Origin of the sequence: Paenisporosarcina macmurdoensis (assembly GCF_042658845.1) — a bacterium.
GTDB lineage: Bacteria > Bacillota > Bacilli > Bacillales_A > Planococcaceae > Paenisporosarcina > Paenisporosarcina macmurdoensis.
Genome location: NZ_JBHSRI010000002.1, coordinates 141142 through 166220, shown reverse-complemented (window position 1 = coordinate 166220; position 25079 = coordinate 141142). Strand labels below are relative to the sequence as shown.

Below are 25079 nucleotides of genomic sequence, written 5' to 3'. Positions count from 1 at the left end.
ATTTATCTTGAAATATGACCTATTCTTCTACTTTGCGTGTTTCGTTTTGACTTCGAAGTGGTACTTCCTTAATGGCGAAAGTTAGGATTGCTGCAATGGCCATAACAATTGCTGCTAATAAGAACACATTTGATAAAGCATGGGTTAAGGCTACCTGTAAATGCAACATTAATTCGTTAAACAGGGGTAACATTTGTTCAGGTAATTGCCCTCGAATGTCATCAATTTGCGTATGATCTAATAATAGATTAGGATCTTGGAATTTAGCTAATGTTGCCTTCGATTCGTCTGGTACTTGACTTGAATCAAATGAAGTCATTTTTTCTTTCATCGTTGTATTCAATACCGTTCCCAGGAGAGCTACTCCGACTGTCCCTCCAATTGATCTGAATAATTGAGTAGAAGCTGTTGCCACTCCTAAATATTCTTGTCCAACTGAGTTTTGAACAGTTAATGTGAAAACCGTTAACCCCATACCTATACCAAATCCAACTAGAATTAAATAAAGGACTAATTGCCATTGTGAAATATTCATATCCATTTGCGATAACAAAAGAAGTCCCACAACAGATACTGTTAAACCTAAAGTCGCTTGACGCTTATATTTCCCTGTCTTTGTTATTAGATTTCCACCCCAAGCACTCGCTCCCACTAATCCAAGTGTCATGGTCATCGAGATTAAACTAGAGTGGGTTGCAGAATATCCAAGAACTCCCTGAATGAAATATGGAACATACATAAGTCCCCCAAACATCCCAATTCCTACAGCAAATCCAATGATGTTTGAGTACGTAAAGTTTGCATATTTAAACAAATGAAGAGGTAAAACTGGGCTTTTTGCACGTTTTTCCGCCCATATAAATAATGCTAGTGAAACAATGGATCCTGCGAACAACGACAAAATCATTGGAGAAGACCATTCGTATTGAGTACCAGCCCATGAAAATGCGAGCAACATCGAACTCAATGTGACACTAAGGAAAAGAGTTCCTAAGTAATCAATCGTTTCATTTTGTCGACGTTCTGTTTTCGGGAATAATTTTAATATCAATATAAAGGCTACGATGCCCAGCGGTAAGAACACCCAAAACACCCATCTCCAATCAAGATTATCAACAATATAACCACCGATTGTAGGTCCTAGTACACTTGATACCCCGAACACTGAACTCATAATACCTTGCCATTTCCCTCGTTCACGAGGTGCAAATAAATCTCCGACTGCGGCAAAAGCTGTTGGAATAATAAGCCCAGCGCCTATTCCTTGTATTGCGCGATAAATAATCAACTGAACAATGGTTTCAGAGGTTCCACACAAAAATGCACCTATTGAAAAAACTAATATACCAATTAAGAAAAATGGCTTTCTTCCATATATATCGGAAAGTTTCCCTGCTACGACAGTCATAATGGAACTCGTCAGCATGAAACTTGTAAAGACCCAACTATAGTAATCTAAGCCACCTAAATCAGAAATGATTTTAGGCAAAGCATTACTGACTATTGTTTGGTTGACTGCAGCGAAAAACAGAGCCCCAATAATGGCAATCATAATCGTTACTTTTTCTTTATGTTTTAAATGTTCCAATAGACAATCAAACCTCTCTTTCGATAGGCTTGATTTTTTCTAGAATATTCATCACGGTAATCATTTCTTCATTTGATATATCACCAAATGTTTTGTCGTAATAGGCATAGACGATTTCATCCATTCTTTTCACAAGATCTATGCCTTCTTTGGTCAACGTTAAGTAAACTGTCCGCCGATCTGCATTACTGCGTTCACGAATGATATATCCTTTTTGCACTAATTTCTCACTGGTTAACGTGACATAACTGTTTGTTGCGTTTAATCTGCGTGCTACATCTGAAACTCTGAGCGTAAGTACATCCTCTAATGCTCTTAAAACTGTAAATTCATTATATGGAATATATCCTTCAAATTCGACAGCAAAATCTTGTCTAACTGTACGGACTAAATATCGAAATGACTTCGTAAAATCAACTATTAATTCTTTTCTTTCATTCATCGTATAACTCCTTCAACTTTAAATAGTTTAGCAACTTAACTAAGTGCATATACTACGCCGACCGAAATAAATTGTCAACATCCAATGCAAAAAAAACTCTATTTAACTGTGAAAGTTAAATAGAGTGGGAGAAACAATATTGATAAATTTTAGCTGTTGCCAAACAATCGCCTAACGCATCGTGAGCATTATGTTCAATTTGTAAATAATGCGCTAATGTTGTCAATTTATGATTGGGTGTATTATTTATGATTTTCCTTGAGAGTTTTAACGTATCAATTACTGTATATGCTGGAAGCTCAACTTTGTCCTCTAGTGCGTATAAAAACCCCATATCAAAGGAAGCATTGTGAGCGACAATAGGAAGGTCTCCTATAAATTCAATTAGTTCCTTCATTACACGTTCAATTTTCGGTTCATTTTTAACCGCTTCGTTAGTAATCCCGGTTAATGAAGTTATACGAGTTGAAATTGAGCGTAACGGATTTACTAACTGATTCATGATATCTACTTGTTCATGATTGTGATACTTAACTGCTCCTACTTGAATAATTTGGTCAGCCCCTGGTCGCAATCCAGTTGTTTCAAAATCAAGGACCACATAATCACTCACTTTTTTCACGGAAGGATTATATTTCTTCGGGGTTGGCGTTCGTCTTGATGACGCCCAATACTGTTGACGTGATTTTTGTCTTAGCAATTCTCCTGCATCTATGCGTCGATCATCCATTTCGTTTCCCTCCGAATCTCTTCCAACTATTAGACTACCTATTGATTGAACTATATACCCAAAAGTTAGAAAAGTTAAGCAACTATTGACGAAAGAGCAAACTTTTAATATGATTATTTTACGTTAACTAATAATATATTTAAGTTAACGTTAATAAAGGAGATGAAATAATGCGAAATAATCAATTAAAAATGTTAATTGTTACTGCTCTTTTTGCTGCAATTATCGGTATTATGGCACAAATTACAATACCACTTCCACTAGTTCCGATTACTGGACAAACACTTGCTATTGGATTAGCAGCAACGATTTTAGGTAAAAAATACGGTACTTTATCTGTTGTTGTTTACATCATGCTAGGAATCGCTGGGTTACCCGTATTTAGTGGGATGTCTTCAGGACTAGGTGTTGTCTTTGGACCAACTGGAGGTTATATTATTGGTTTTCTTCCGGCGGCATTCTTAATTGGCTGGATAGTAGAACGGTTTGGATTTACGCTTACATCTGCAATCATTGCAAATATTATTGGCATGATTGTTACTTTAACATTCGGTGCCATCTGGTTAAAATTCGTTGCAGAATTAACTTGGATGGCTGCTATTACAGGCGGTGTAACTCCATTTATACTAGTAGGAATAATTAAAGCAGTAATAGCTGCAACTGTAGGGATTTTAGTACGTAAGCGATTAACATCTGCAAAGCTATTACCCGCTTCAATTGCATCTTAAAAACAGTTTGTCATTATTTAATCGTTAAAGTAGAAAAAACAAGCACTGGAGAAGTTTAATCCAGTGCTTGTTTTTTTAATTAGTAGTTACCATATTAAATCTTTTAAATCCAACAAAGTGTTTTTGCCAATATACATTATCAAGATTTGTAATTTCTACCCCTTTAGAACTTGCGTGAACAAACTTATTGCTACCCATATAAATACCCATATGAGATATTCCTACTTTATATGTATCTTTAAAGAAAACGAGATCACCAATTTCCGGTAGTAATACTTTTGCTGCCTTTTTGTAATAGTCCTCTGCACTCATGCGAACAATATCTAGTCCAGCAAATTGATGAACGTAATAAATAAATCCACTACAATCGAATCCTATCGGTGTTTTTCCACCAAAAACATACGGTACTCCTACAAATCCAGGTGCAATTGAAGCAATACTTGCATATACGTCTTTTCCGTTTGTAGAGATTGGGCCTGCCAATGGTTCGATCACTTGAATATTTTTCATAAATTTAGCAGATTTCTTTAATTGTGCCATTGATGATATATGCGTTTTTTTAGTAATTGCAGCATCTGCGGTTGTACTTAAAGAAATATTTATTGTTGTTAACATAAGACAAATTATCATCAATTTTTTCAGCAATTGTACATCCTCCATTTTCCTGTACCTTTTTATCACATTCTAATGAATTATGAAAATTCAGTCAATAGTTTTATTTACATAGACTTCCCCATATTTAGGATATAACCTTTTTTTCCATTAAAATAATACAGTTTATTATGTATTGCCCGGGAAATATTTGGTGTGTCTTGTCATTTTTAAGTCGAAATTTCTTATCCTATTTAACTATATTGCTCGAAATATACTGAAATACAATAAATGCTAATCCACCATTCCATTAATTCTTAAAAATGCCTTTGACGATAATATTTATCTTTTATAATAGAATGGGCTTGCGTGGGACTCTTTATATAGTTTGCCTTTCAATCAATCTATTACACACCTGCTTTAATTACTATAACAAATTTTACCTCCTATGTAGTTTTCTCTCTTTAATGTTTCGAATCTTCTCGCATTTTTAACAATTTCGTTAGTTTTATGAAAGCGCTTCATGTATAATTGATGATTGTTACTTGAAATAAGAAAAGTACAAGTAAGCTGATTTTATGATAGAAGGAATACAGGTAAATAAAACCCATTCCTATTCCTTTACCGGGCAAGCTTGCTCACGATTGGAGCTATACGCCTTCATGAATCGAATTTTTATACTTTCTGATATTTTTTAAAAAAGGAGATTTAATTAAATGAAAACAAAAGACACATTATCGGTAGGAGAAAATATAGTAGTTGGTTTGATGTTATTCGCCTTATTTTTAGGGGCTGGGAATATTATCTTTCCACCTTTACTTGGTCAGTTAGCTGGAGAATCGTTAGTAATTGCCATTTTCGGCTTTTTAATAACTGGTGTGGGCTTACCTTTGCTTGCCGTTATCGCAATTGCGAAGTCAGGCGGAGATTTACAAGAAATTGCGAGTCGCGTCCATCCAATGTTCGGTTTAATCTTTACCGTAGTCGTTTATCTCGTCATTGGACCTCTTTTTGCTATTCCAAGAACAGCGACTGTATCATATGAAATTGGAGTTGCTCCCTTTTTACCTGAAGCATGGTTGCTCGAAGCATGGCCATTATTAGTTTTCAGTATATTGTTTTTTGTTGTCACCGTGTTATTTGCTTTAAATCCAACCAAATTAGTTGATCGTATTGGAAAAATCTTAACACCAATATTAATTGTGGTTATAAGTTTATTAACAATTAAAAGCATGATTACACCTATGGGAGATATCGGACCAACGCAAGGAGCTTACAAAGAAAGTCCATTTTTCGAAAGCTTTTTACAGGGCTATTTAACAATGGATGTCCTTGCCGCTTTAGTATTTGGGATTGTTGTCATTCATGCCCTTAAAGATAAGGGAGTAAGTAGTAAAGAAGAATTGGTAAAATCAACAATTTTCGCTGGTGTTATTGCCGCAGTCGGATTATCACTTGTTTACATTTCGTTAAGTTATATCGGTGCAACGAGTACTGAAGCAATCGGGACTCAAGATAACGGCGGTTTAATCTTAGCATTATCTTCGAATGCTTTATTCGGAAGCTTTGGTAGTATTATCTTAGCAATTACCATTGCGTTTGCTTGTTTGACTACATCTATTGGGTTAGTTGCAGCAGCTTCCCAATTCTTTGAAAAGTTGACGCCAAAAGTCTCTTATAAAATGTACGTCTTTATATTTGCTGGATTTAGTGCAGTTATCTCAAATGTGGGGTTGACTCAGCTCATTAGTTTCTCGGTTCCAGTACTATTGGCAATTTACCCATTAGCAATCGTATTAATGATTTTATCTTTCATTGATAAATCATTTAATCGAGCGCCTATTGTTTATGGGCTAGCATTATTATTCACAAGTTTTATTAGTATTTTTGATGGCTTTAAAGCAGCTAAAATAACGTTCCCTGCTGTTGAAGCTGTATTAACTAACCTACCACTTTATAGTCAAGGAATTGGTTGGCTTATTCCTGGAATTGTTGGCGGGATTATTGGTTTCATCATTTATAAAATTAAAAAATGAACTCTACGTGTACTCACATCGCCATGAATATTTTAAATATTTTCCAGACTCTACATGAGTCAAATCTACACTGGCTGATACTTTAGAAGTCATAACCATTCACATTTAGAGGTCGATTTCATTCGACTCTTGCATATCTCTTGATGTTACTGGAATCAAAAGAGCGAATTGGTATATTATTACCTATATTTGAATATTATTATTTCCCAATAAATCTTAAGTATATTCCTCAATACACAAAACCCCTTGCAGCCGCTGAAGTCTGCAAGGGGTTTCTATCTATAAGGGGGTCTTATAGCAAAAGTAAGGTTAAACAATGATATGTTACATTATTTAAAGTTTAAAATAGTTTATTGTATGGATGTACTTCACTACGGATTCGGTCACTTTCTAATCGTTCTTTGTGTTGGTCAGTAGTGACTTCTTCTTCATCGTCGTCAACTCCACCTGAAGGAATTTCATTTTCAGTAGAGTTTGTGTCGAACGCAAATGCATTTCCATGTCCATCTGTTTCATATCCAGTTTCTTCATATTCATCAGTTTCTTTGTTACTGACTTGATTTAGTTTATTTTCTTCTACTTTATTCGTCGGTTCATTGTGCTTGCCGGAAGTAAATTCTGTACCAAAAACTCGTTCTTCATCTCCTGCTTGAACGCGAGGATCTTTATCAAAATCGTTCTTCATGTCTCCAGAAGGAAATTCGTTTTCTTCGTTAATGCCAAATGCAGCTGGCCCTAAGTTTGGATCTGCACCAGGTGATTGGAAGCCATCTGTTTGTTGTTCGTTTGTAATCTTCTCATTAATAGTAGGACGATGTTCTTGAACCATTTTATCTTCTTGTGTTGAATGGCCAATATGGTCTTCTTCTCTTGCTAAATTAGGATCTGTTGCAAACGTTTCTCCTCGAGCAAAACGATCTTGAGGTTCATCGAAGCGACCATCTGTTTCATTGACTAAGTCGTTAGTCGATGGTGAAAATCCTTGCTCTTGTGAATATTTACTTTTTGGTTCGTCGTCACTATGGCTTTCTAATGTTGTCTCGCTACGTGGTTCTGCAGCTCCAAATGTAGTCGAATCATTTTGCCCTGTGAATTTTTCATTTCCTACTACATTCGAATCGGTTTCATTGAATCTTGACTCAACAAATTCGGTTTTTGCCGTAGTGGTCAAGTCATTATGAGAAGTATTTTCGAAGCCCGGTTCAGTTGGTTGAATATGTGCTTCTCCACTGTAGGATTCATAACTATTTCCAGTAGCACCAAACGTATCATAACCTTCTTCAAATTCACTTTCAGGTGAATGAACTACTCCCTCTTTCGATCCTTCTGTATAAAGGACAAAGCCTCCACTTGCAACATCTTTTGAATAACGTTGAGTCTCTTCTTCATTCAAATCTAATTTGCGTAAGCCTTCAGTTACTGCATCTTCACCTGTAAACCAAGATTTGAATTTATCCATAAAAGTACCAGCATCGTGTGTCGATACTTCTGAATGACGGTTTAGTGTGCTCATATGTGTATGTTCTTTAGAAACTACATGAATATCGCTTTCAGCATACCCATGTGCTTTTAATTGCTCTAATTTTTCATACATTTCATCCTCAGTACGAGCTACTTCAATTTGGCGATTCGATTTTAAATTCATGGTGGTTCCTCCTTATGTTTTGTGGTTACAGTCTATCTACCCCACCATGAATTCAACTTAAACACTTTTGAGAATTTTTAATTAATTTGTAATAAAAGTCATAATTAAAGCCTTTGCTATTTGAAGCAAAGGCTTTAATTTATTTTAGTTGTAATGCTTGCGATAGATTCCCGGTAATTTGAATATTTTTAAAATCTAATCCTAGATGAACAGCTGTTAAAGCAAATTCAGGTCTAACACCTGACAAAGTGGTCTTAACACCAACAATTTTTAATGCATCAATTAATCGGAAAATTTCCATGGCAACCATCGTGTCAATCATATTTACCTCTGATAAGTCAATGTGTAGGTGGGTAATACCTTGTTTTGAACACTCATTAAGTGTATTTTCAAGTATGTATTTAGCTCGTTGAGTATCAATTTCACCAACTACTGGAAGCAATCCGATATGACGTTGTAACTTTATGACAGGAGCACTCAATTCATTAATTAATTCTTGCTGACTTCTTAATCTTTTCTTTGCTAACAAGTCTTGAACCTCAACCCATCCGTTAATTGTTTCGCTTTATTTAGTAAGTAATGATAAAGTTCACTATTTTGATGCATAAAAGGTCTCTCCTTCTCTCTCTTAGCATCCTTTCTGGTACGATACTAATAAAGGAGCTGATTCTTTATGGTGTTAAATCTTTTATCTTCCCATGCATCTATTCGCACATATAAAAATGACAAACTTTCAAAAGAAGAAGTTTTTGAACTCATTGCCGTTGCTCAACATGCAGCAAGTTCTCATTTTGTCCAAGCTTATAGTGTAATTTGGGTCACTGATGAACAAATTAAGAAGAAACTTGGTGATTATTCTAAAAATCCGCAACAGATGGAAACAGCAGGTGCAGTATTTGTATGTTGCGTGGATTTTGAAAGACTCCGTATTGCAGGTCAATTAAATGATACAGATATTGTTACTGATAGTGCTGAAAATGTGATGGTTGGAACGATCGATGTTGCTCTATTCGCTCAAAACTTAGCAATAGCTGCTGAATCTAAGGGCTATGGCATTTGCTATATTGGAGGAGTAAGAAATAATCCCTCTGAAATTAGCGAGTTATTAAATCTTCCTTTAAACGTGTTTCCAGTATTTGCTATGACTATGGGCGTGCCAAATGAACAAAATGGTATTAAACCACGATTGCCAGTAGAGGCAATCCTACATGAGAATGGCTATGACAGTGAAAAATATAATACTTTGTTACCTACCTACGACAAAACGATGGAACAATATTATGCGTCCAGAAGTTCTAATCAAAAAGTAGCAAACTGGACTAAATCTATGGCAGAATTCCTAAAAGTGCCTCGTCGAACACATTTGAAAAAATTCTTAGAAGATAAGGGATTTTCTTGGAAGTAACTCTATTTAGATGTTAGATGGGGTTTTTAATGGTTCGAATAACAAAAGAATATCTTTATTACAACAGCAGCTTAATGAGTTGCTGTTTTTTCTTTGACCAAAAGTAGAAGATTAGAGTTTAACAAGCGAACAAATTATTTCTAGTCAAAAATACGAACATATATTCTATTTATGTTATAATAAGAGCAACAATGGCGAATGAGAGGTAGCGGATGGTCACTTCCATGAGAATGGAGGTGATGCTATGACTAATTTTGAATCGATGAGTTTACTAATGCAACTTGCAACTGTGATGATCGGTGGGTTTTCAATCGTTGTTTCACTAGTCATTTTCTTCACTAAAAAGAAATAGCCGTCCTCACTGATTAGGCGAGACGACTATTTCTGACTAAAATTGGACCAACCGCTATTTCGTACACGAGCGATTGTTGACTAGGTGCTGACACACCTAGTCTTTCTGAATCAAGTATACACTACTTTATTAAACATCTCAAAGGTTTGTCGTGACAAATCGACTACTTGTTTTTGAGAAATGCTTGCTCTTGTTCTATTGTCGGTCCTGCTTTTAGTTCGCGATCAAACGCCCATTCTCGTGTATCCTGAGCAGTCTCAGCCAATGGTCGAAAAGTCAATCCGTTGTTTATTGCTAATTGATTTTCAACAACAAAGAAACCTTCTGGGAAATCTTTTGACATGGGCATCCAAAATGGATATCTTCGCACGCCTAAATCAGCCTCTTCTAAATCTACATCAGAAATCCACTCTTTTTCGATATCCGCACTAGCGGTTTCATTAATGAATTCATTCATCGACAGCGGATTTGAAGCGACATTAAACGTTCCTGTTTTACCTTCTTCGACCATCTGCACAATCCACTTGGCCATATCACGTACATCAATCCATTGAACTTTCCTACGTGGGTCATCTCCTCCGGGAACAGCAACTTTACCAGATTTCCCTAATAGCTTGGCATAATAGGTAAATCGATCTGTCGGATCATTTGGGCCAACTACAATACAAGGACGAATGATTAAGGCCTGTTTATTAAATGTGTCATTCACTAATTGTTCACACATTACTTTTAAAGGACCATATGTAACACCCGTAACTTCATCTGTTTCGATTTTTTGATTGAAAGTCGAACTAGACTCATGTGGTCGTCCATTTTTATAGTCATCATAAATAGAAATTGTAGAAATAAACATATAGGATTTTGTTTTGTTTTTTAATATATCCAGCATCGGTTGTAAGTCTTGAGGAGAGTAAGCACACGTATCAAATACTGCATCCCACTCTTCTTCCCCTACTAACTCTGCATCTTTTCTTCGATCACCTTGGATATGTCTTAAGTGTTTATAGACTTCCTGATTTGTTTTGCCTCGATTAAATAACACCACTTCATGACCATTTTTTTCTGCTGCTTCTACTAAATAACGACCTACAAAAGAAGTTCCACCCAATACTAAAATTTTCATTACTCCTCCACCTCCATATACAAGAAGTTCTTCGCCAATTAAAAAAATCCTTTAAACATTTTTTTCAGAGCATTGCTTGTTGATTTTAAAGCATACTAATTTATAATATATGAGGTTTTAAAAAGTTGAGAATGGATATAGAAATAGGGGAGATTCTTTTATGGGCAAATACTCGTATTTTGTCGAATTTTGCTACTGTTTTGTTTTGTGTAATGTTACAATTAAACTTATCTTATTGAACAAAAGGAGCATTTTATGGATATTCAATGGACTCAACTTACCCAAATTAAAACGCTCCATGTTTTTGGACCCACCACTCAACCTACGGCAGGGATTGTATACGATTCTAGAGATGTACAACACCAGTTTGCCTTTTTTTGTATCATTGGAGAAGAAACCGATGGACACTTATACATAGATGAAGCAATTCAAAACGGAGCTACAACTATTGTAGGGTCCGATAAAGTAACAATCGAAAAGTATGCTTCTTTACATGCCAATATTTCTTTTGTTTTGGTTCAAGATTCTCGTGAAGCATTAGCATATACAGCCATTGAATTTAACCATCATTCTGCTGATAAATTATTCAAGGTAGGCGTAACTGGGACAAATGGAAAAACGACAGTTGCAACTTACGTCAGAAACTTATTTAATTTATTAGGCTTGCCCTGTGGAATGCTTGGTACAAATGGAATCTTTACATCAAATGAAATTCTTCATATTAAAAAAAGCACACCAACAACGCCAATGTCTTCAGATGTACAAGCCATCTTTAGTGAGCTCTTAAAGCGTGGAGATAAAGCTGCTGCTATGGAAGTTTCATCAATTGCATTAGATCAATATCGAGTAGGTGGATTTGAATTTGATGTGGCAATCCATACAAATATTTCAGAAGAACATATGGAGTATCACAAAACGTTTGATCATTATAAGATGTGTAAACTGCGCTTATTTACACAAGCAAAAGCAAGTGTTGTCAATTTAGATGATGAAGGCATGAGCAAAGACATTATTAAAGTTGTCCAAGGTTCATTATTGACATACTCCTCTAATACAGACTCTCAAGCAGATTTAATTTGGACCAACATTCATCATCTAGCAGATGGAATGTCATTCGATTTGCTTTATAAAGGGCAAATTCATCAAATCAGTATACCTATATATGGAGAATATAATGTCGGGAATTTAGTTTCTGCTATTGGTGCTGCTTTATTTGCTGGCATTTCGATTGAAAAGATTTTAATGGTTTTACCTGAAATGCAACAAGTGGATGGTCGCTTTCAAGTAATTAACGGGCCTGATAACCGGATAATCGTTTTAGACTATGCGCATACTCCAGTGGCATTAGAAGCTATTATGAAAGCTGTGAAAAAATTGCCTCATGAACGGTTGATTACTTTAATCACCGGTATTGGCATCCGAGATTTTGCGAAAATGCCAAAAATGGCGAAAACCGCAGAAGGTAAAGCTGAAGTCTTAGTCGTTTCGGTAGATCATCCCGGAGAAAATGATCCATGGGTAGTTGTTGATGCTGTATTAAAAGGTTTCCAAGTACCTTATCTGCAAGAAGTACTGACAGCTCCGTCTCGACATGAAGCTGTCATAAAAGCTTTGGAAGCAAGTAAACCTGGTGATATCGTATTACTAACTAGTGGTTGCATAAACGGTGCACAAATTGTGCGTGGCGAATATATCCCACATTCTGATGAAGACATCATTCATGATTTCTTTTACAATACAAAACTTAGCGTGTAAATGTTAAACCTTCATGCCCCGAGCCTGAAGGTTTTTTTTGGTGTGACTGTTAAATTGGGTCTATGAGCGGTTTTTGTTGTTCTATGAGCGAAATTTTGTCGACTATCAGCGGATTTGGTTGTTCTATGAGCGGTTTCTTGTTGGCTATCAGCGGTTTTGTCATTTCTATCAGCGAATCTATCCTTTTCTAACAAAAAAAGCTTCTGGCAAATGCCAGAAGCTCTTTTTCTTTATGATTAATTTTTATTTTTACGTTTCGTTGCTGCGTCAATATATGCTTTAAATAAGCGTTTTGATGGTTCGTCACCAACTTGTGCAAATTCCTCTGGATGCCATTGGAATCCAAATACGAAAGAATGTTCCGTACTTTCAACCCCTTCAATGATACCGTCTGTAGCACGTGCCACAATTCTTAATGGACCAGTTACTTCATTACATGCTTGGTGGTGGTACGAATTCACTCTAAATTCATCTTCTTGTAGCATTTCGTACATACGGCTGTCTTTTTCAACTTTTACAGGATGTGAACGATGAGTTCTTTCCGCATCTTGCTTATGTTGCATAACCGCTTCTTCACGTTGCGAATGGATACTTTGGTAAAGCGAGCCTCCAGTAGCTACGTTTAGCATATGAAGTCCTCGGCATACACCGATATATGGTTTATCCAGTTCTAACATTTTTTTAACGAGTTCATGTTCCATTGCATCTATTTTTGGCGCGATTTTACCTAAATGCACATGAGGTTCTTGACCATAATAAGAAGGATCGATGTCCTCGCCTCCTGTTACAAATAGCGCATCTATTTGATTGCACATTGCTTCTAAATCTTCTCCTGGTATGAGTGGAATTAATAGTGGAATTCCTCCAGCTTGAGTAATGGCATTTGGATATACAGGTGGCATATAGTAGCTACCGTCTTTTTGTACTTCTGCAGTAATTCCAACAATTGGTTTCATCTATATTCTCCGTTCTTTAGTTAGCTTTGCTCTACAACAAAACATACCCTTAATATCATTTTAAAAAACGTGACAAACTATTCCAATAATTCACGTAATGCAGAATTCTTATTAATACGACCTTTTGGAATGATAGTTGGACGGAAACCCCCTAATTCGATTAAGTCCTTTTCATTTCCACGGTTTACTACATAAACATCTGCGATAGTTGTTACATGTATATCATCAATTTTAATTAATTGGTCAGCATAAAAATCGATAATTTCTTTCTTAATAGATGCGGGAACTCCTTTTTCATAATTAACATTGCGTACACTCGGCTTTTTATTTGGTGAATTCACAATCGCCTCATTCTCTACATGATGGTTCACAAGCACTTGTAAGAGCTTAATAATCTCGGATAAACCAATTAGCACAATTCCAATTACCACATGGATAAGCAAAAATGATAAAGTGAAAATTGAGAAAATATTTCCAAATTCAGTTACAATTTCATGTTGAGTGAACATTAATGAAACAATAAATCCTAAGATAATGACGACGATGCCAGCAATAAACAATATGCGACTTATGATATTCTTCAAATGTTAGCCCCCTATATCTCAATAAATTCGCTATACAGCGTTACAATTCCTGTAAGCAAATATAAAACTCTCCAAAAAACTGAAAGGCTTAATTAATATTTATTTTGTGGCATCGATTTTGCAAAGTAAAAACCTTGCACTGTTTTACAAGCTATTTTACGCATAAGGACAGTTGGGATTCCGTTTCTATGCCTTCAGGTATCACATGAATATTTAGGTGTCCGCAAGATCTATTAAATTTATAATTACTTTACAAAATTCATTTATCCAAATAGAAGGGGATGATTCTTTTGACAAATAGTACAAATATTTCGGTAAAAAAAATGACAAATCATGATTTTTCATGTTGGCTAGAGATGAGAGCTTTATTATGGCCGGATTGCCCAACAGAAAAACACATACAAGAGATTTTGGAACAATTGGATTCCCCTCTAACTTTGCAAGCTTTTATAGTTGAAGAACAAAACGAACCAATTGGGTTTTTAGAGGCTGCCATTCATCAACATGCACATAAACAGTTTGGTCAAGCGGGTTACATAGAAGGATGGTTTGTTAAAGATTTATATAGAATGAAGGGATATGGAAAAATCTTAATTGAAGCTGCTGAAACGTGGACTGCCGAAATGGGATATGAGCAAGTTGCCTCTGATACAGAAGATTTTAATGTCGGAAGCATCGTTGCTCATGGTAAATTAGGGTACCTAGAGCAATTTCGAGCAGATGGAGAAGTGAAATTCTTGAAGTCTTTATGTTAGTGGACAGCTCAGCTAAATTTACTTTTTAGCGCTTTTTTTGTTTGAAACTAATCCTTTAGACCTTTTCTTTCGTTTTCTCTGAAAGGATTTAGAAAAGAGGTGAGTAAGATGAAAACAATTATTATGATGTTATGTATGACCATGAGTGTATTTATATATTCAGCAACAACAGGAGCACATGCAGATTTAGCATCGAGCTCCCCTGCTGACGGAGCCATCTTAGAAACTGCACCTACTGAAGTAGTGCTTAAGTTTACGACGACAATAGACAATCAGGTATTTGAAATAGATGCCCTAAATAACGAAGGTGCATCTATAGCATCGGGAGAACCTTCTTTAAACTCAGCAAAAGATGAATTAACCATTCCTCTTAGTGATCAAACAGTTGGATTAGTAACCGTTCCTTACTCGGTCATCTCAAAAGATGGCCACCCAATTGAAGGAACGATCTCTTTTACTGTTGAAACTAATGAAATAGCTCCTGCTACTTCAAGCGAGGACAATCAAAATTCTGCTGTAGTATCTCCTACAACTAGTGATACCAACAATGATAATAAAGCTAAATATGAAACTGATTCATCTAAACCATCAACTGAACCTTCAAATGAAACAAATAAGCAATCTCCAATGACTATGGCATCTTCAAATGATGCAGAAGAAACTCAAAATCAAACTGCTACTCCTCTTTCCTCCATCATTAAGTCACTATACTTATTGTCATTATTACTATTAACCGGTTCATTATTATGGAGATTCAAAGGACATAATGTCCCTTACTTGGCGAGAATGCAAGTGCTTCACTTGGCAATGCTTGCGCTATTTACTTGGTCTCAAGCTCGGAACTTTACGCGAGTATTTGAAGGTGTCACATGGCAAGATTTATTTCTAAGAACAGAGATTGGTCAATTTTGGACTGCAGCTCTCGTCATTACGGTATTAGGTCTTTATATTATCGGACGTAATCGGTATGTAGATCTTGCATGGGTATCAGGAATATTAATCGCAAAAAGCTTAAACAGCCATGCAATTGCTACAAATGTGCCAGCTTTAACAGTTAGCTTGAATTTCATCCATTTATTGCTGTCAGCATTATGGATAGCTGGTTTATACTATGTCATTATTTTGTGGAAAAAAGGCACGGCTCAAATGTTTATTCCCACTTTTTCAAAAATGGCTTTGCTTAGCATCATTAGTTTAACGGTGACAGGCAGTATCTACGCATGGCTATTAGCTCCGTCCATTTCGGCTTTATGGACGACAACTTGGGGATACTGGTTAATTGCGAAAATTGCAACAGTCATTGGAGTGTTTATATTAGGAGGTTTCATTCGACGACATATGAACAAAAATGGCTCACTCTCTAATCGACGCTATCTATACTTTGATGTGGTTCTTGCCATCACAATATTACTTATTGTTGGAGTGTTAACGCAGCTTAGTTCTTCCATATAAAGCTACGTTCATTATTATTTGAATACGTTTAACCGAAATCATTTCAAACCCTTGTAGTAAAACGCCCATCCAAAGAACTGTATACTTCTTACATTTCAAACAGACTCAACAGATTGTAAATGCAACATTAATCATAAAAATCTATTCTATAATTTAACGTAGTCTTCGTGGCAACGTTTTTTTGTACGTTTGAATGAACAATTCTAGGGAATAATTTGGTTATCAATATTTATAGGAGGCTAATTATGACCAAAGACAAATACGAGAAAATTCACGATGAGATAAAAGGACAAACTCAAGACCAACAACCTGGACTGGAATCAGAGATGCATCCTCAACCCATATACGATGATAAAAATTATCGTGGATCTGGTAAATTAACAGGAAAAGTGGCTCTCATTACAGGTGGTGATAGCGGAATTGGACGTGCGGTAGCAGTTGCCTATGCTAAGGAAGGTGCTCATATTGCCATTGCCTATTTGAATGAACATGAAGATGCTGAAAAAACCGTGAAATTGGTTGAGGGATACGGTGGAAAAGCAATCAAAATTGCTGCTGATTTAAGCGATGATGAGAACTGCCAAGATGTAGTTGACCAAGTTATAACAGAATTTGGACAGTTGAATGTGCTAGTCAATAATGCAGGAAAACAATTCCCAACAAAAGATTTTTTAAAGATTACACCTGATCAGTTACAAGATACGTTCTCGACGAATATTTTTTCGATGTTTTACTTAACTCAAGCTGCCCTTCCCCATCTTTCAAAAGGAGATGCCATCATCAATACATCTTCGGTGACTGCCTATAAAGGGTCTCCGCATTTAATCGACTACTCAGCTACCAAAGGTGCAATCACCACCTTTACACGTTCATTAGCACTGAACCTAATTGATAAAGGCATTCGTGTAAACGCAGTAGCACCTGGACCAATTTGGACACCTTTGATTCCTGCCACATTTGAAAAAGAACAAGTGGCTAAAGCTGGGGATGACACACCAATGGCAAGACGGGGCCAACCTGCTGAAAACGCACCAGCCTATGTTTTTTTAGCATCCACAGATTCAAGTTACATGATTGGACAAACTATTCATGTAGACGGTGGGGACTTCGTCACTTCTTAATGTGGAAGCTGGAAAGACTATGTCCTTCCTTCCCGTTGTTAGATTCTATAAATAAAATCCCATCGAGTTTCGATGGGATTTTTCAAATGTAATGATTATCTTTCACAAGCAATTAAATCTTTATCACGATCACTTTTCTTATTTAAATCGTACAGTTTTTGATTAATAAAAGGCTTATATTTAGTCGCTCCACCTTTGTTTTTCACAGTTGATGCGCGTGCAATTCCACCTGGATAAACTTTATTAACTTCAGTACAATTTTTGTACGTTTTTAATGTCACTTTAGCGGCTGCTTCCACTTGTATTGATCCCATAAAGCCCATCACTAGAATAAGTGAAAGGAGCATAGCCATACCTTTTTTCATCAAATAATTCCTCCAATAACACTTATTTACAATTATCATACTTTACATATCATCAAGCTGTCTAGTTAAATTAATAGGGTTTCACGAATTATTGTTTTAGCGTTTTAACATGCCTTTGAGATTCGGATAATTGATTCTAAATTAGCGATGAATATAAAGACTTAAGATGACCATACAATCACTTTCATAAAATTGTTATTTTTCCCTTCTAAATGCCCATACTTCTGGATATATTGTCGGGAGAGGTGTCGCATTCAAGTGAAATGGATCATGAGTCATAAAGCAATTATGATTATCAGTCTACTTATTGTCATTACCGGAATTGGCTTATTCAGTATTTATTCATCTGTTGAATCCACTGTTGAAAGAATGCAAGAACCTTTGCCATTAAAAATTCCTGTTTCCACTTACCGTGAAATTCCTGACCCAATTAAACACAAACAACCCATTTCCTTTTTATTACTCGGAGTTGATGAGCGAGAAGATGATAAAGGCCGAGCAGATACAATGATTGTTGTGACAGTAAATCCGAATAATAATACGACTAAGATGATCAGTATTCCTAGGGATAGTTACACAAAGATTATTGGTACTGAAAAAGAAGATAAAATTAATCACGCTTATGCTTTTGGTGGGGTTGAAATGTCAAAGGCTACCGTTGAAAATTTATTGCAAATACCTATCGATTACACCATTTCCATAAATATGGAAGGTTTTATCGGTTTAGTCGATGCTGTTGAAGGCGTAGAGGTTGAAAACAATTTAGCATTCGATGTGGATCAATTTACGTACGAACTAGGTCCCATTCATTTACAAGGTGAACAAGCATTAGCTTTTGTTCGCATGCGGTATGACGATCCTAATGGGGATTTTGGCAGACAAGAACGTCAAAAAATTGTTCTCGATGCGATTATTGATAAACTTAAATCTATTAATAGTGTGTGGAAGTATAAAGAATTATTAGGTCTAGTGGGAGATCATGTTAGGACCAATCTAACATTCGACGAAATGAAGACGATATCGAAGGATTATTATGAGGCAATCAATGAGGTAGAATCACTCTCTTTTCAAAAGGGACAAGGTCAAACTTTACAACAAATCTGGTATTACATGCTTGATTCACAAGAACTTGAGGCCATACAGAATCAATTGAAAACACATTTAGAATTGATAGAATAACTGATTTTTTCCCTTAAAAGAAATTAACAATAAAGCCCGCCGAAATTATATCTTCGGCGGGCTACACTACTTATTTTATGGTGCTGACAGAATAGAATTCATTAATATCTTTGTAATACTTATTTAATGAATGAGTCGACACTTCATACCATTCTGCGATTTCTTTTATACTCCAATATGGCCCTTCAAATAGTTCATGTTCTTGACCAAATCGAATGGCACCAGCAGCAACGGCCGCTTCTTTTCTTGCGTTTGGTTGGTTTGTCACTAAGTAATCTTCAATGATAGTTAGTAAGGGTTTAGGATTACGATTTTGATTTTCTAGACGTTCCATGATATCTATCAGGATGCCTGCTTCAAATTCGGTAAATTCTCCACCATTATAGCCATTTGCTCCAAGACGTTCCCACAATTCAATGAGATGATTCTGTATGGAAACAGCTGGTTCTTCTTGAGTTTTTTCAGCAATTGATTTTGCGAAAGAAGTGACCACTTCTGTATGGTCTGTTGGAATGAATATTAAGCTCGAAATCGCTAAATGGTGATTTTCTTTCAGGCTGACATCTGGCAATGTGAAGCAAAATACATGCACGCCTAGTGGAACAGGTTTTTCACTTTCGCGTCTTAGATATAGCATGTCGTTTGTGAATATATTTTTGACTAACATAAATTGTTCTTCAATATTCATCACTTCTGCCACAATAACGGTCGGGCGTTTCCACTGTTTCAAGACATTTTCCACAGCTGGTCGAACCGCTTTTTTCTGTTGTTTTTCAATATACTTTAACCAAATTTCTGGTTTTGTGTGGAAGAAAAATTCATCGATGGCAATGGCTTCAATCATTTCTTCGGGAAAGTATCGGTCTAATCTAGATTTCCAATCATTGATTACAGCTAACAAGTCAGATAAGTCTTTTCGTTCTGGATATTCATCATAAAAAGTTTGGAGTACGCGATCTAACTCCTCTGTACGAACGTCTTCAATCGAGACCGCTTGTTTACGTTCACAACACTTCTTGTATTTTTTCCCGCTGCCACATGGACACGGATCATTACGTCCTACCATTTAAAACACGTCCTTCAATTAATAAAGTTTACGCCCTAGTGTAACATGCATACCGCCGCGAATACAGGGTACAAAGGGCTTGGGACCCGGGACTGTGTTGTCTAGGAGCGGAAAAGACAATGCTATCGGCGGTTTTTTGTCTCCTATGAGCGGAAAAGACATTGCTATCAGCGGTTCTCTGTCGTCTATCAGCGGATTTCTATCCCCTATGAGCGCTTTCGTGTCGACTATCGGCGCTTCACCAAAAATAGGGACATCCACATTAAGTGGATGTCCTTAACAAATTAGCTTTCGATATCTTTATAGGAGCTCTTGCTTTGGACGCTTTCATGTCTCCAATGCTATGAGTGATCAGCTCACAAATCTCCTACCAATGCAAAATAAAATCCCACAATACATTAATCCACTCCAGCGTTCCATAGAGTGGATTCGATATTATTTCATTGTTTTATGGTTAAATGGGCATTTCCCTTTTATTGGTTCAATGTCGTCACCGATAAAGAATTGTTTCCATTCATTGTGATTCGGGTCACCAAAATGGCTTATGTCGGGATGTGTTGGTAATTGGTCCCAAACTTCAACTCGTTCACGTACTTTTTCACGTGACATGATGCCCCCTTTTTCTGTTCCTTCAAGGCCTTGGAAAATTCTCCGTGGTTGGAATCCTAGTATCATTGAATTTCCTAAATGACGTGTCTTGCGTTGTTTGTAAGCTGGTGCGTTGCCAAATACGAATATCGGTTCACCTTGGAAGCGGAAATCCCATAAGTGATGTTCTGGATCATGTGGTGCATCGGTCGGCCATTCAACAGAATCCACGTCATGCAAATACTGCAAAATGTCCCAAAATTGTTGGCGATATCGTTGTAAATCCCCTTCAACTTCAAAAGGTTCAACAAAGACAAATAAACCATGGCGCTTATGTTTAGGATCTTGAAATAAGTCTAGAAAACCTTCTACAATTTTGGGCAAATTAGACCAGTCATCTTGTGTAATAAAACCATAGCGTAATTCCCCTTTTAGCTCACCACTCATTCCGAAGTAACATGGGAATGTTTTATCCGTTACTATGTTATGGAATGTTTGATATTCATGTAGTAGCCATTCCGGTAAATCCGTTCGCGTCAAAAAATCGTCTTTCGTTAGTAACGCTTGTTGTTTTGTTAACATACAATCCCCTCCACCATACAATTTATGTATTTTCACTATATTTTACGAACTACCCTTATAAAATCTTTTTAAAACAAATTTTAGTATTGAAAATTCTTACACTTTTCAAGTTAAAAACTCTGTAAATCGGGAATAACAAGGAAATGAAAACTAATTTATGGGGGAACCAAGATGAGCATGGATAGTATTGAGACGATTCAAACTAATTGTCAGAGTGAATATGATATTTTACGTAAAGTAATCGTTTGTGAACCTCAATTTATGGCCATTGATGAAATCATTAATGATGTACAAAAACAATATCAACATGACAATATTAATATCGAACGTGCGTTAATACAACATCATGATTTTGTAGCCAAGATGCGAGATGAAGGAATAGATGTAATTACGTTAGCTGCCAATGCTTCATTCCCAGAACAAGTATTTACAAGAGATATTGGCTTCACGCTTGGAAACCAAACTTTTGTTTCTGAAATGGCAAGTTCGATTCGCCAAGGTGAAGAAACCGTTCTTCAAAAATGGTTGGATAAACACCATGTGCCATTTCAAAAATTGGCACAAAATCATATTGAAGGCGGAGATGTTATTATTGATGGGAAAACCATCTTTATTGGTTTAAGCCACAGAACATCTCAATCTGCAATTGAACATCTTAAAACTGATTTACCGGATTATGAAATCATTATGGTTCCTTTTGACCCAAAATATTTACACTTGGATTGTGTTTTTAATATTCTTTCTCCAACGGAAGCATTAATTTTTCCTGAAGCTCTTGAAGTCCGAACGTTAAAATTTCTAGCCAGTCGTTACAAGCTAATTAAAGTGACTAAGGAAGAGCAATTTACAATGGGCACGAATGTGTTGTCTATTGGCAATAAAAAAGTCTTTAGCTTGCCGATTAATTCTCAGGTCAATGAAGAAATTCGAAGCCACGGTTATGAGGTTATTGAAGTGGATTTCTCTGAGATTATAAAGTCTGGTGGATCTTTTAGGTGTTGTACCATGCCAATCAATCGGGGCTAAACGCAGCTTATAGATAGAAAATGTCATCCATTACACCAACTTACTTGGGCATTGGATGACATTTTTTTACTGTTTCATACACTTTTCAATAGCTGCCATTAGTACGTGCGCACTGACTGTACAGTCTGTCAGTGTTGTCCATTCTGCCGGGTTATGACTTACGCCATCTTTACTGCGTGCAAAGATCATCGCTACCGGAATTTGTGCACCAAGCATCATCGCGTCGTGTCCTGCACCACTAACGAGATATTCTTTATTGATCTTCATGTCATCGAATACGGTGTTTAAAATTCCAGTCATTTCTTCACCAATCGGCACTGGTGGTGTTCGCATTTTTTCTGTTATTGTCACTTTCACATTTCGAGACGGTGCAATTTCATGGGCTTTAGTTACTACATTGGAAACGATTTGATCACGTGAATGTTCTTCGATATCACGAATATCTGTAATAAGGGTGACTTTCCCTGGAATCACATTTGCACCATTCGGTTCTACTTGAATTTTACCAACCGTAGCAACACCAGTAGTACTGACTAATGATGGAGCTTTTTCAATATATAAGATCAGTTCAGAAGCTGCTGACAGCGCATCTTGACGATCATTCATTGGCGTGTTACCTGCGTGTCCGGCCTTGCCTTCGAAAATAATTTCCGTCCATGAAGGACCTGCTATGCCCTTTACGATTCCGACTGGTAAATTTGCTTGCTCTAATTTTTTTCCTTGTTCAATATGTACTTCGATAAATCTCTCGATGCCTAGATTTTCGCGCTTCGCTTGTGAAAAGCCTGCTAGTGTTTTCCCGGTTGTCATTAACACTTCTTCGAAAGTTAAACCATCCACATCTTTTAATGTCACTTGAGTGTTCATATCCAGTGCACCTGTCATGGCACGACTTCCAGTTAATCCACCATTAAAACGAGTACCTTCTTCATCAGTAAAGACATAAACTTCATACGGTTTGCTAGGGATAATTCCTTGCTCTTTCCAAGATTCCGCGACTTCAAGCGCAGCGATAACACCAAGGGGTCCATCGAAATGACCTCCTTCTGGAACACTATCAACATGAGAACCAGAAGCGATCGAATCTGCTTCATTATCTTGCCCTGCGATTCGACCGATCACGTTCCCAGCACCATCTTGGGTAACCGACATTCCGGCATCTTTCATCCACTTCATTACTAGTTCTTTTGCTTGTTGCTCAAGAGGTGAAAACCCCACACGAGAAACACCATGTTGTGACGTCAATCCGATTTTTGATAAGTCACCTAGTCTCTTCGCAATTCGTTCACCTGAAACCCCATTTTTTGACCATATATGATCATAATCGGCAAGTAATAGTTGTTCCAAATCATATCGCTTTGACAAATTTTCTTTCCCCTTTCTCTATCTCTTATTAATTCTTACTAGAATACTCATTAAAATAGGTTTTTGCAAACCGAAATTTATTCACTTGGCATATAGCCAACTACTTCATGACTTTCAAGGTCTACTAATATTAATGGCGTACCAACTACAACATTGTCTTTATCTTGAAAAGAAACAGAAGCTACTTCTTTCCCTTCATATTGAGTATTTAATAGTTCATAGCGTTGATCAGTAATTATTATTTCCACTTTTGCATCTCGCCAATTTCCTTTAGCTGATTGATTCCACCCTTTTACCTCAACAAATTCCCACGCAGCTTCCTTTACTAATTCATAACTATCTTCACTTGAATCATTCACTGCAACTTCTGTAGCGGAACATCCAACTATTAAAAAAATTAAGCTTATCCAGATTGATGCTACTAGCAATTTCAACATTATTCACTCCTTCCCTTTTATCATTTGTCTTTATAATTCCTGCAAAAGTTTCACATTTATTTCCATTTAATTTCGCAAACTAAAAAAAAGCCTCATTCAGCTACGAATTGAGACCATTTCTTTGATTAGCATCTACTTCACGCATGAGCTCCTAGCTATTTAAGTGAATTTGATAGCACTAAAATGCATGTAGAAATACTATTTTTTAAGTCTTCATTTGACCAACTTGGTATATTTCCATGTTGTATGGCAAGTTCATGAGACGCAGGTATATGGATAAACCCTGAAGGGATGTCTAACTTATTTGTATGTATATAGTGAAGTCCTTCATACATGACGTTATTGCATAAATATGTGCCGGCTGTATTTGAAATCGATGCAGGGTAACCTAGTTCGTTTAATTTTTCTATCATTGATCTTATTGGGAGTGTTGATAAATATCCTGCAGGACCTCCTTGCTGAATAAATTCGTCCATCGGAGCATGTCCTTCATTATCTGCATCTCCATCTTTAACGTTTATGGCAATTCGTTCAGGAGTAATTTTTGTACGTCCCCCTGCAAGACCCAATGAAATAACCGCATCCGGCTTAAATTCCTTTATTAACGAGATTAACTGATTGCCTGACGACTTAAAATCCACTGTCATCGTCTTGCCCACAATTTGAAAATCTCCAATTTGTTGTCCGTCTAATTCTTCCACTATTTTCATGGTCGGGTTTACCGTGAATGATAAAAAAGGTTCGAAACCTGTTACTAATAAAGTTTGCATATTATCCACCTCACCTTCATTTAATTGGATAATTGTAACCTATTGTGTGAATTATCGTAAAATAAATACAATTCATGAAAATGACTCATGAAATTTTCAATCTTATCCTTTAATTCAAATTAACTAAATATTTTCATCATATTTACTATTCAGATGATATAAACATTAATTTTATAGTAATTTTTTGTTGCTTTACAGGAAAATACTACCTATAATAAATCCTTGTGAGCAATCACAACACATTTCGACAAGGAGAATCGAATGCTTCCATTTAGAAAATCAACTGTTTCCGGAAGAAGATCTCTACTACCTAGAACCATCATCATGCCATCTTCTACTTCTGAATTTCTTTCTCTGTTTTACAATATGATGAGAAGAAATAACCTTTAAAAACTAGAATAAGAGTTTAGCCAAAAAAGAGCATCCTAAACTTAGGAT

At 36.4% G+C, this 25079-nt stretch carries 24 protein-coding genes; 9 read left to right on the top strand and 15 right to left on the bottom strand.

What is annotated here, in order from left to right:
• Positions 1-19: 19 nt before the first annotated feature.
• The 3 genes from ACFPYN_RS00785 to ACFPYN_RS00775 all read right to left on the bottom strand — a co-directional run bounded on the left by ACFPYN_RS00785 (position 20) and on the right by ACFPYN_RS00775 (position 2760).
• On the bottom strand, positions 20-1588 hold the full coding sequence (locus ACFPYN_RS00785) for an MDR family MFS transporter (protein WP_377731973.1): 1569 nt from the start codon (positions 1586-1588) through the stop codon (positions 20-22).
• Between the two features lie 7 nt (positions 1589-1595).
• Positions 1596-2030: a MarR family winged helix-turn-helix transcriptional regulator gene (locus ACFPYN_RS00780; RefSeq protein WP_377731972.1), complete on the bottom strand. Its 435-nt coding sequence runs from the start codon at positions 2028-2030 to the stop codon at positions 1596-1598.
• 115 nt (positions 2031-2145) lie between these two features.
• A complete protein-coding gene (locus tag ACFPYN_RS00775) occupies positions 2146-2760 on the bottom strand; it encodes a 3'-5' exonuclease (RefSeq protein WP_377731971.1) in 615 nt (204 codons plus the stop codon).
• A 170-nt stretch (positions 2761-2930) separates the two neighbouring features.
• Between ACFPYN_RS00775 and ACFPYN_RS00770 the strand changes: the two genes are divergently transcribed.
• Positions 2931-3488, top strand: coding sequence for a biotin transporter BioY (locus ACFPYN_RS00770; RefSeq protein WP_377731970.1), 558 nt, complete (start codon positions 2931-2933; stop codon positions 3486-3488).
• A gap of 75 nt (positions 3489-3563) precedes the next feature.
• Here the strand turns inward: ACFPYN_RS00770 and ACFPYN_RS00765 are convergent, their stop codons facing one another.
• A complete protein-coding gene (locus ACFPYN_RS00765) occupies positions 3564-4103 on the bottom strand; it encodes a C40 family peptidase (protein WP_377731969.1) in 540 nt (179 codons plus the stop codon).
• Positions 4104-4795: 692 nt separating this feature from the next.
• Between ACFPYN_RS00765 and brnQ the strand changes: the two genes are divergently transcribed.
• Positions 4796-6115: a branched-chain amino acid transport system II carrier protein gene (gene brnQ / locus ACFPYN_RS00760; protein ID WP_377731968.1), complete on the top strand. Its 1320-nt coding sequence runs from the start codon at positions 4796-4798 to the stop codon at positions 6113-6115.
• Between the two features lie 340 nt (positions 6116-6455).
• Here the strand turns inward: brnQ and ACFPYN_RS00755 are convergent, their stop codons facing one another.
• Together ACFPYN_RS00755 and ACFPYN_RS00750 are read right to left on the bottom strand one after the other, a co-directional pair.
• Positions 6456-7760, bottom strand: a complete 1305-nt coding sequence (locus ACFPYN_RS00755; RefSeq protein ID WP_377731967.1) for a general stress protein — start codon at positions 7758-7760, stop codon at positions 6456-6458.
• 139 nt (positions 7761-7899) lie between these two features.
• Positions 7900-8289: an STAS domain-containing protein gene (locus tag ACFPYN_RS00750; RefSeq protein ID WP_377731966.1), complete on the bottom strand. Its 390-nt coding sequence runs from the start codon at positions 8287-8289 to the stop codon at positions 7900-7902.
• A 144-nt stretch (positions 8290-8433) separates the two neighbouring features.
• On the opposite strand from ACFPYN_RS00750, the gene ACFPYN_RS00745 reads away from it, so the two are divergent.
• Complete coding sequence (locus tag ACFPYN_RS00745) at positions 8434-9165, top strand: NADPH-dependent oxidoreductase (protein WP_377731965.1); 732 nt, start codon at positions 8434-8436, stop codon at positions 9163-9165.
• 515 nt (positions 9166-9680) lie between these two features.
• On the opposite strand, the gene ACFPYN_RS00740 is transcribed toward ACFPYN_RS00745, so the two are convergent.
• The gene (locus ACFPYN_RS00740) at positions 9681-10640 is read right to left on the bottom strand and encodes an NAD-dependent epimerase/dehydratase family protein (protein ID WP_377731964.1); all 960 of its coding nucleotides are present in this window, start codon (positions 10638-10640) and stop codon (positions 9681-9683) included.
• 255 nt (positions 10641-10895) lie between these two features.
• On the opposite strand from ACFPYN_RS00740, the gene ACFPYN_RS00735 reads away from it, so the two are divergent.
• The gene (locus ACFPYN_RS00735; protein ID WP_377731963.1) at positions 10896-12395 is read left to right on the top strand and encodes a UDP-N-acetylmuramoyl-L-alanyl-D-glutamate--2,6-diaminopimelate ligase; all 1500 of its coding nucleotides are present in this window, start codon (positions 10896-10898) and stop codon (positions 12393-12395) included.
• A 236-nt stretch (positions 12396-12631) separates the two neighbouring features.
• On the opposite strand, the gene ACFPYN_RS00730 is transcribed toward ACFPYN_RS00735, so the two are convergent.
• Positions 12632-13351 (bottom strand): gamma-glutamyl-gamma-aminobutyrate hydrolase family protein, encoded by a 720-nt coding sequence (locus tag ACFPYN_RS00730; RefSeq protein ID WP_377731962.1) that lies wholly within the window; start codon positions 13349-13351, stop codon positions 12632-12634.
• A 77-nt stretch (positions 13352-13428) separates the two neighbouring features.
• Positions 13429-13935, bottom strand: coding sequence for a hypothetical protein (locus tag ACFPYN_RS00725; RefSeq protein WP_377731961.1), 507 nt, complete (start codon positions 13933-13935; stop codon positions 13429-13431).
• Positions 13936-14225: 290 nt separating this feature from the next.
• On the opposite strand from ACFPYN_RS00725, the gene ACFPYN_RS00720 reads away from it, so the two are divergent.
• From ACFPYN_RS00720 to ACFPYN_RS00710, 3 genes are all read left to right on the top strand, one after another.
• Positions 14226-14690, top strand: a complete 465-nt coding sequence (locus ACFPYN_RS00720) for a GNAT family N-acetyltransferase (protein WP_377731960.1) — start codon at positions 14226-14228, stop codon at positions 14688-14690.
• 108 nt (positions 14691-14798) lie between these two features.
• Positions 14799-16142, top strand: coding sequence for a copper resistance CopC/CopD family protein (locus tag ACFPYN_RS00715; protein WP_377731959.1), 1344 nt, complete (start codon positions 14799-14801; stop codon positions 16140-16142).
• A gap of 245 nt (positions 16143-16387) precedes the next feature.
• A complete protein-coding gene (locus ACFPYN_RS00710; protein WP_377731958.1) occupies positions 16388-17263 on the top strand; it encodes an SDR family oxidoreductase in 876 nt (291 codons plus the stop codon).
• Between the two features lie 95 nt (positions 17264-17358).
• On the opposite strand, the gene ACFPYN_RS00705 is transcribed toward ACFPYN_RS00710, so the two are convergent.
• Entirely contained in the window at positions 17359-17628 is a 270-nt protein-coding gene (locus tag ACFPYN_RS00705) for an excalibur calcium-binding domain-containing protein (protein WP_377731956.1), read from the bottom strand.
• Positions 17629-17886: 258 nt separating this feature from the next.
• Between ACFPYN_RS00705 and ACFPYN_RS00700 the strand changes: the two genes are divergently transcribed.
• Positions 17887-18807, top strand: a complete 921-nt coding sequence (locus ACFPYN_RS00700) for an LCP family glycopolymer transferase (RefSeq protein WP_377731955.1) — start codon at positions 17887-17889, stop codon at positions 18805-18807.
• Positions 18808-18877: 70 nt separating this feature from the next.
• Here ACFPYN_RS00700 and ACFPYN_RS00695 read toward each other — a convergent pair whose 3' ends face one another.
• Positions 18878-19873, bottom strand: coding sequence for a YecA family protein (locus tag ACFPYN_RS00695; RefSeq protein WP_377731953.1), 996 nt, complete (start codon positions 19871-19873; stop codon positions 18878-18880).
• Positions 19874-20308: 435 nt separating this feature from the next.
• Positions 20309-21043 carry a YqcI/YcgG family protein gene (locus ACFPYN_RS00690; RefSeq protein WP_377731952.1) on the bottom strand — a complete coding sequence of 245 codons (735 nt, stop codon included), beginning with the start codon at positions 21041-21043 and terminating at the stop codon, positions 20309-20311.
• A gap of 171 nt (positions 21044-21214) precedes the next feature.
• Here ACFPYN_RS00690 and ACFPYN_RS00685 point away from each other — a divergent pair, with 171 nt between their 5' ends.
• Complete coding sequence (locus ACFPYN_RS00685; RefSeq protein WP_377731951.1) at positions 21215-22069, top strand: dimethylarginine dimethylaminohydrolase family protein; 855 nt, start codon at positions 21215-21217, stop codon at positions 22067-22069.
• A gap of 66 nt (positions 22070-22135) precedes the next feature.
• On the opposite strand, the gene ACFPYN_RS00680 is transcribed toward ACFPYN_RS00685, so the two are convergent.
• The 3 genes from ACFPYN_RS00680 to pcp form a co-directional block, all read right to left on the bottom strand.
• Complete coding sequence (locus tag ACFPYN_RS00680) at positions 22136-23434, bottom strand: Zn-dependent hydrolase (protein WP_377731950.1); 1299 nt, start codon at positions 23432-23434, stop codon at positions 22136-22138.
• 77 nt (positions 23435-23511) lie between these two features.
• Positions 23512-23871: a hypothetical protein gene (locus tag ACFPYN_RS00675; protein ID WP_377731949.1), complete on the bottom strand. Its 360-nt coding sequence runs from the start codon at positions 23869-23871 to the stop codon at positions 23512-23514.
• 155 nt (positions 23872-24026) lie between these two features.
• Complete coding sequence (gene pcp, locus ACFPYN_RS00670) at positions 24027-24641, bottom strand: pyroglutamyl-peptidase I (RefSeq protein ID WP_377731948.1); 615 nt, start codon at positions 24639-24641, stop codon at positions 24027-24029.
• Positions 24642-25079: the final 438 nt, after the last annotated feature.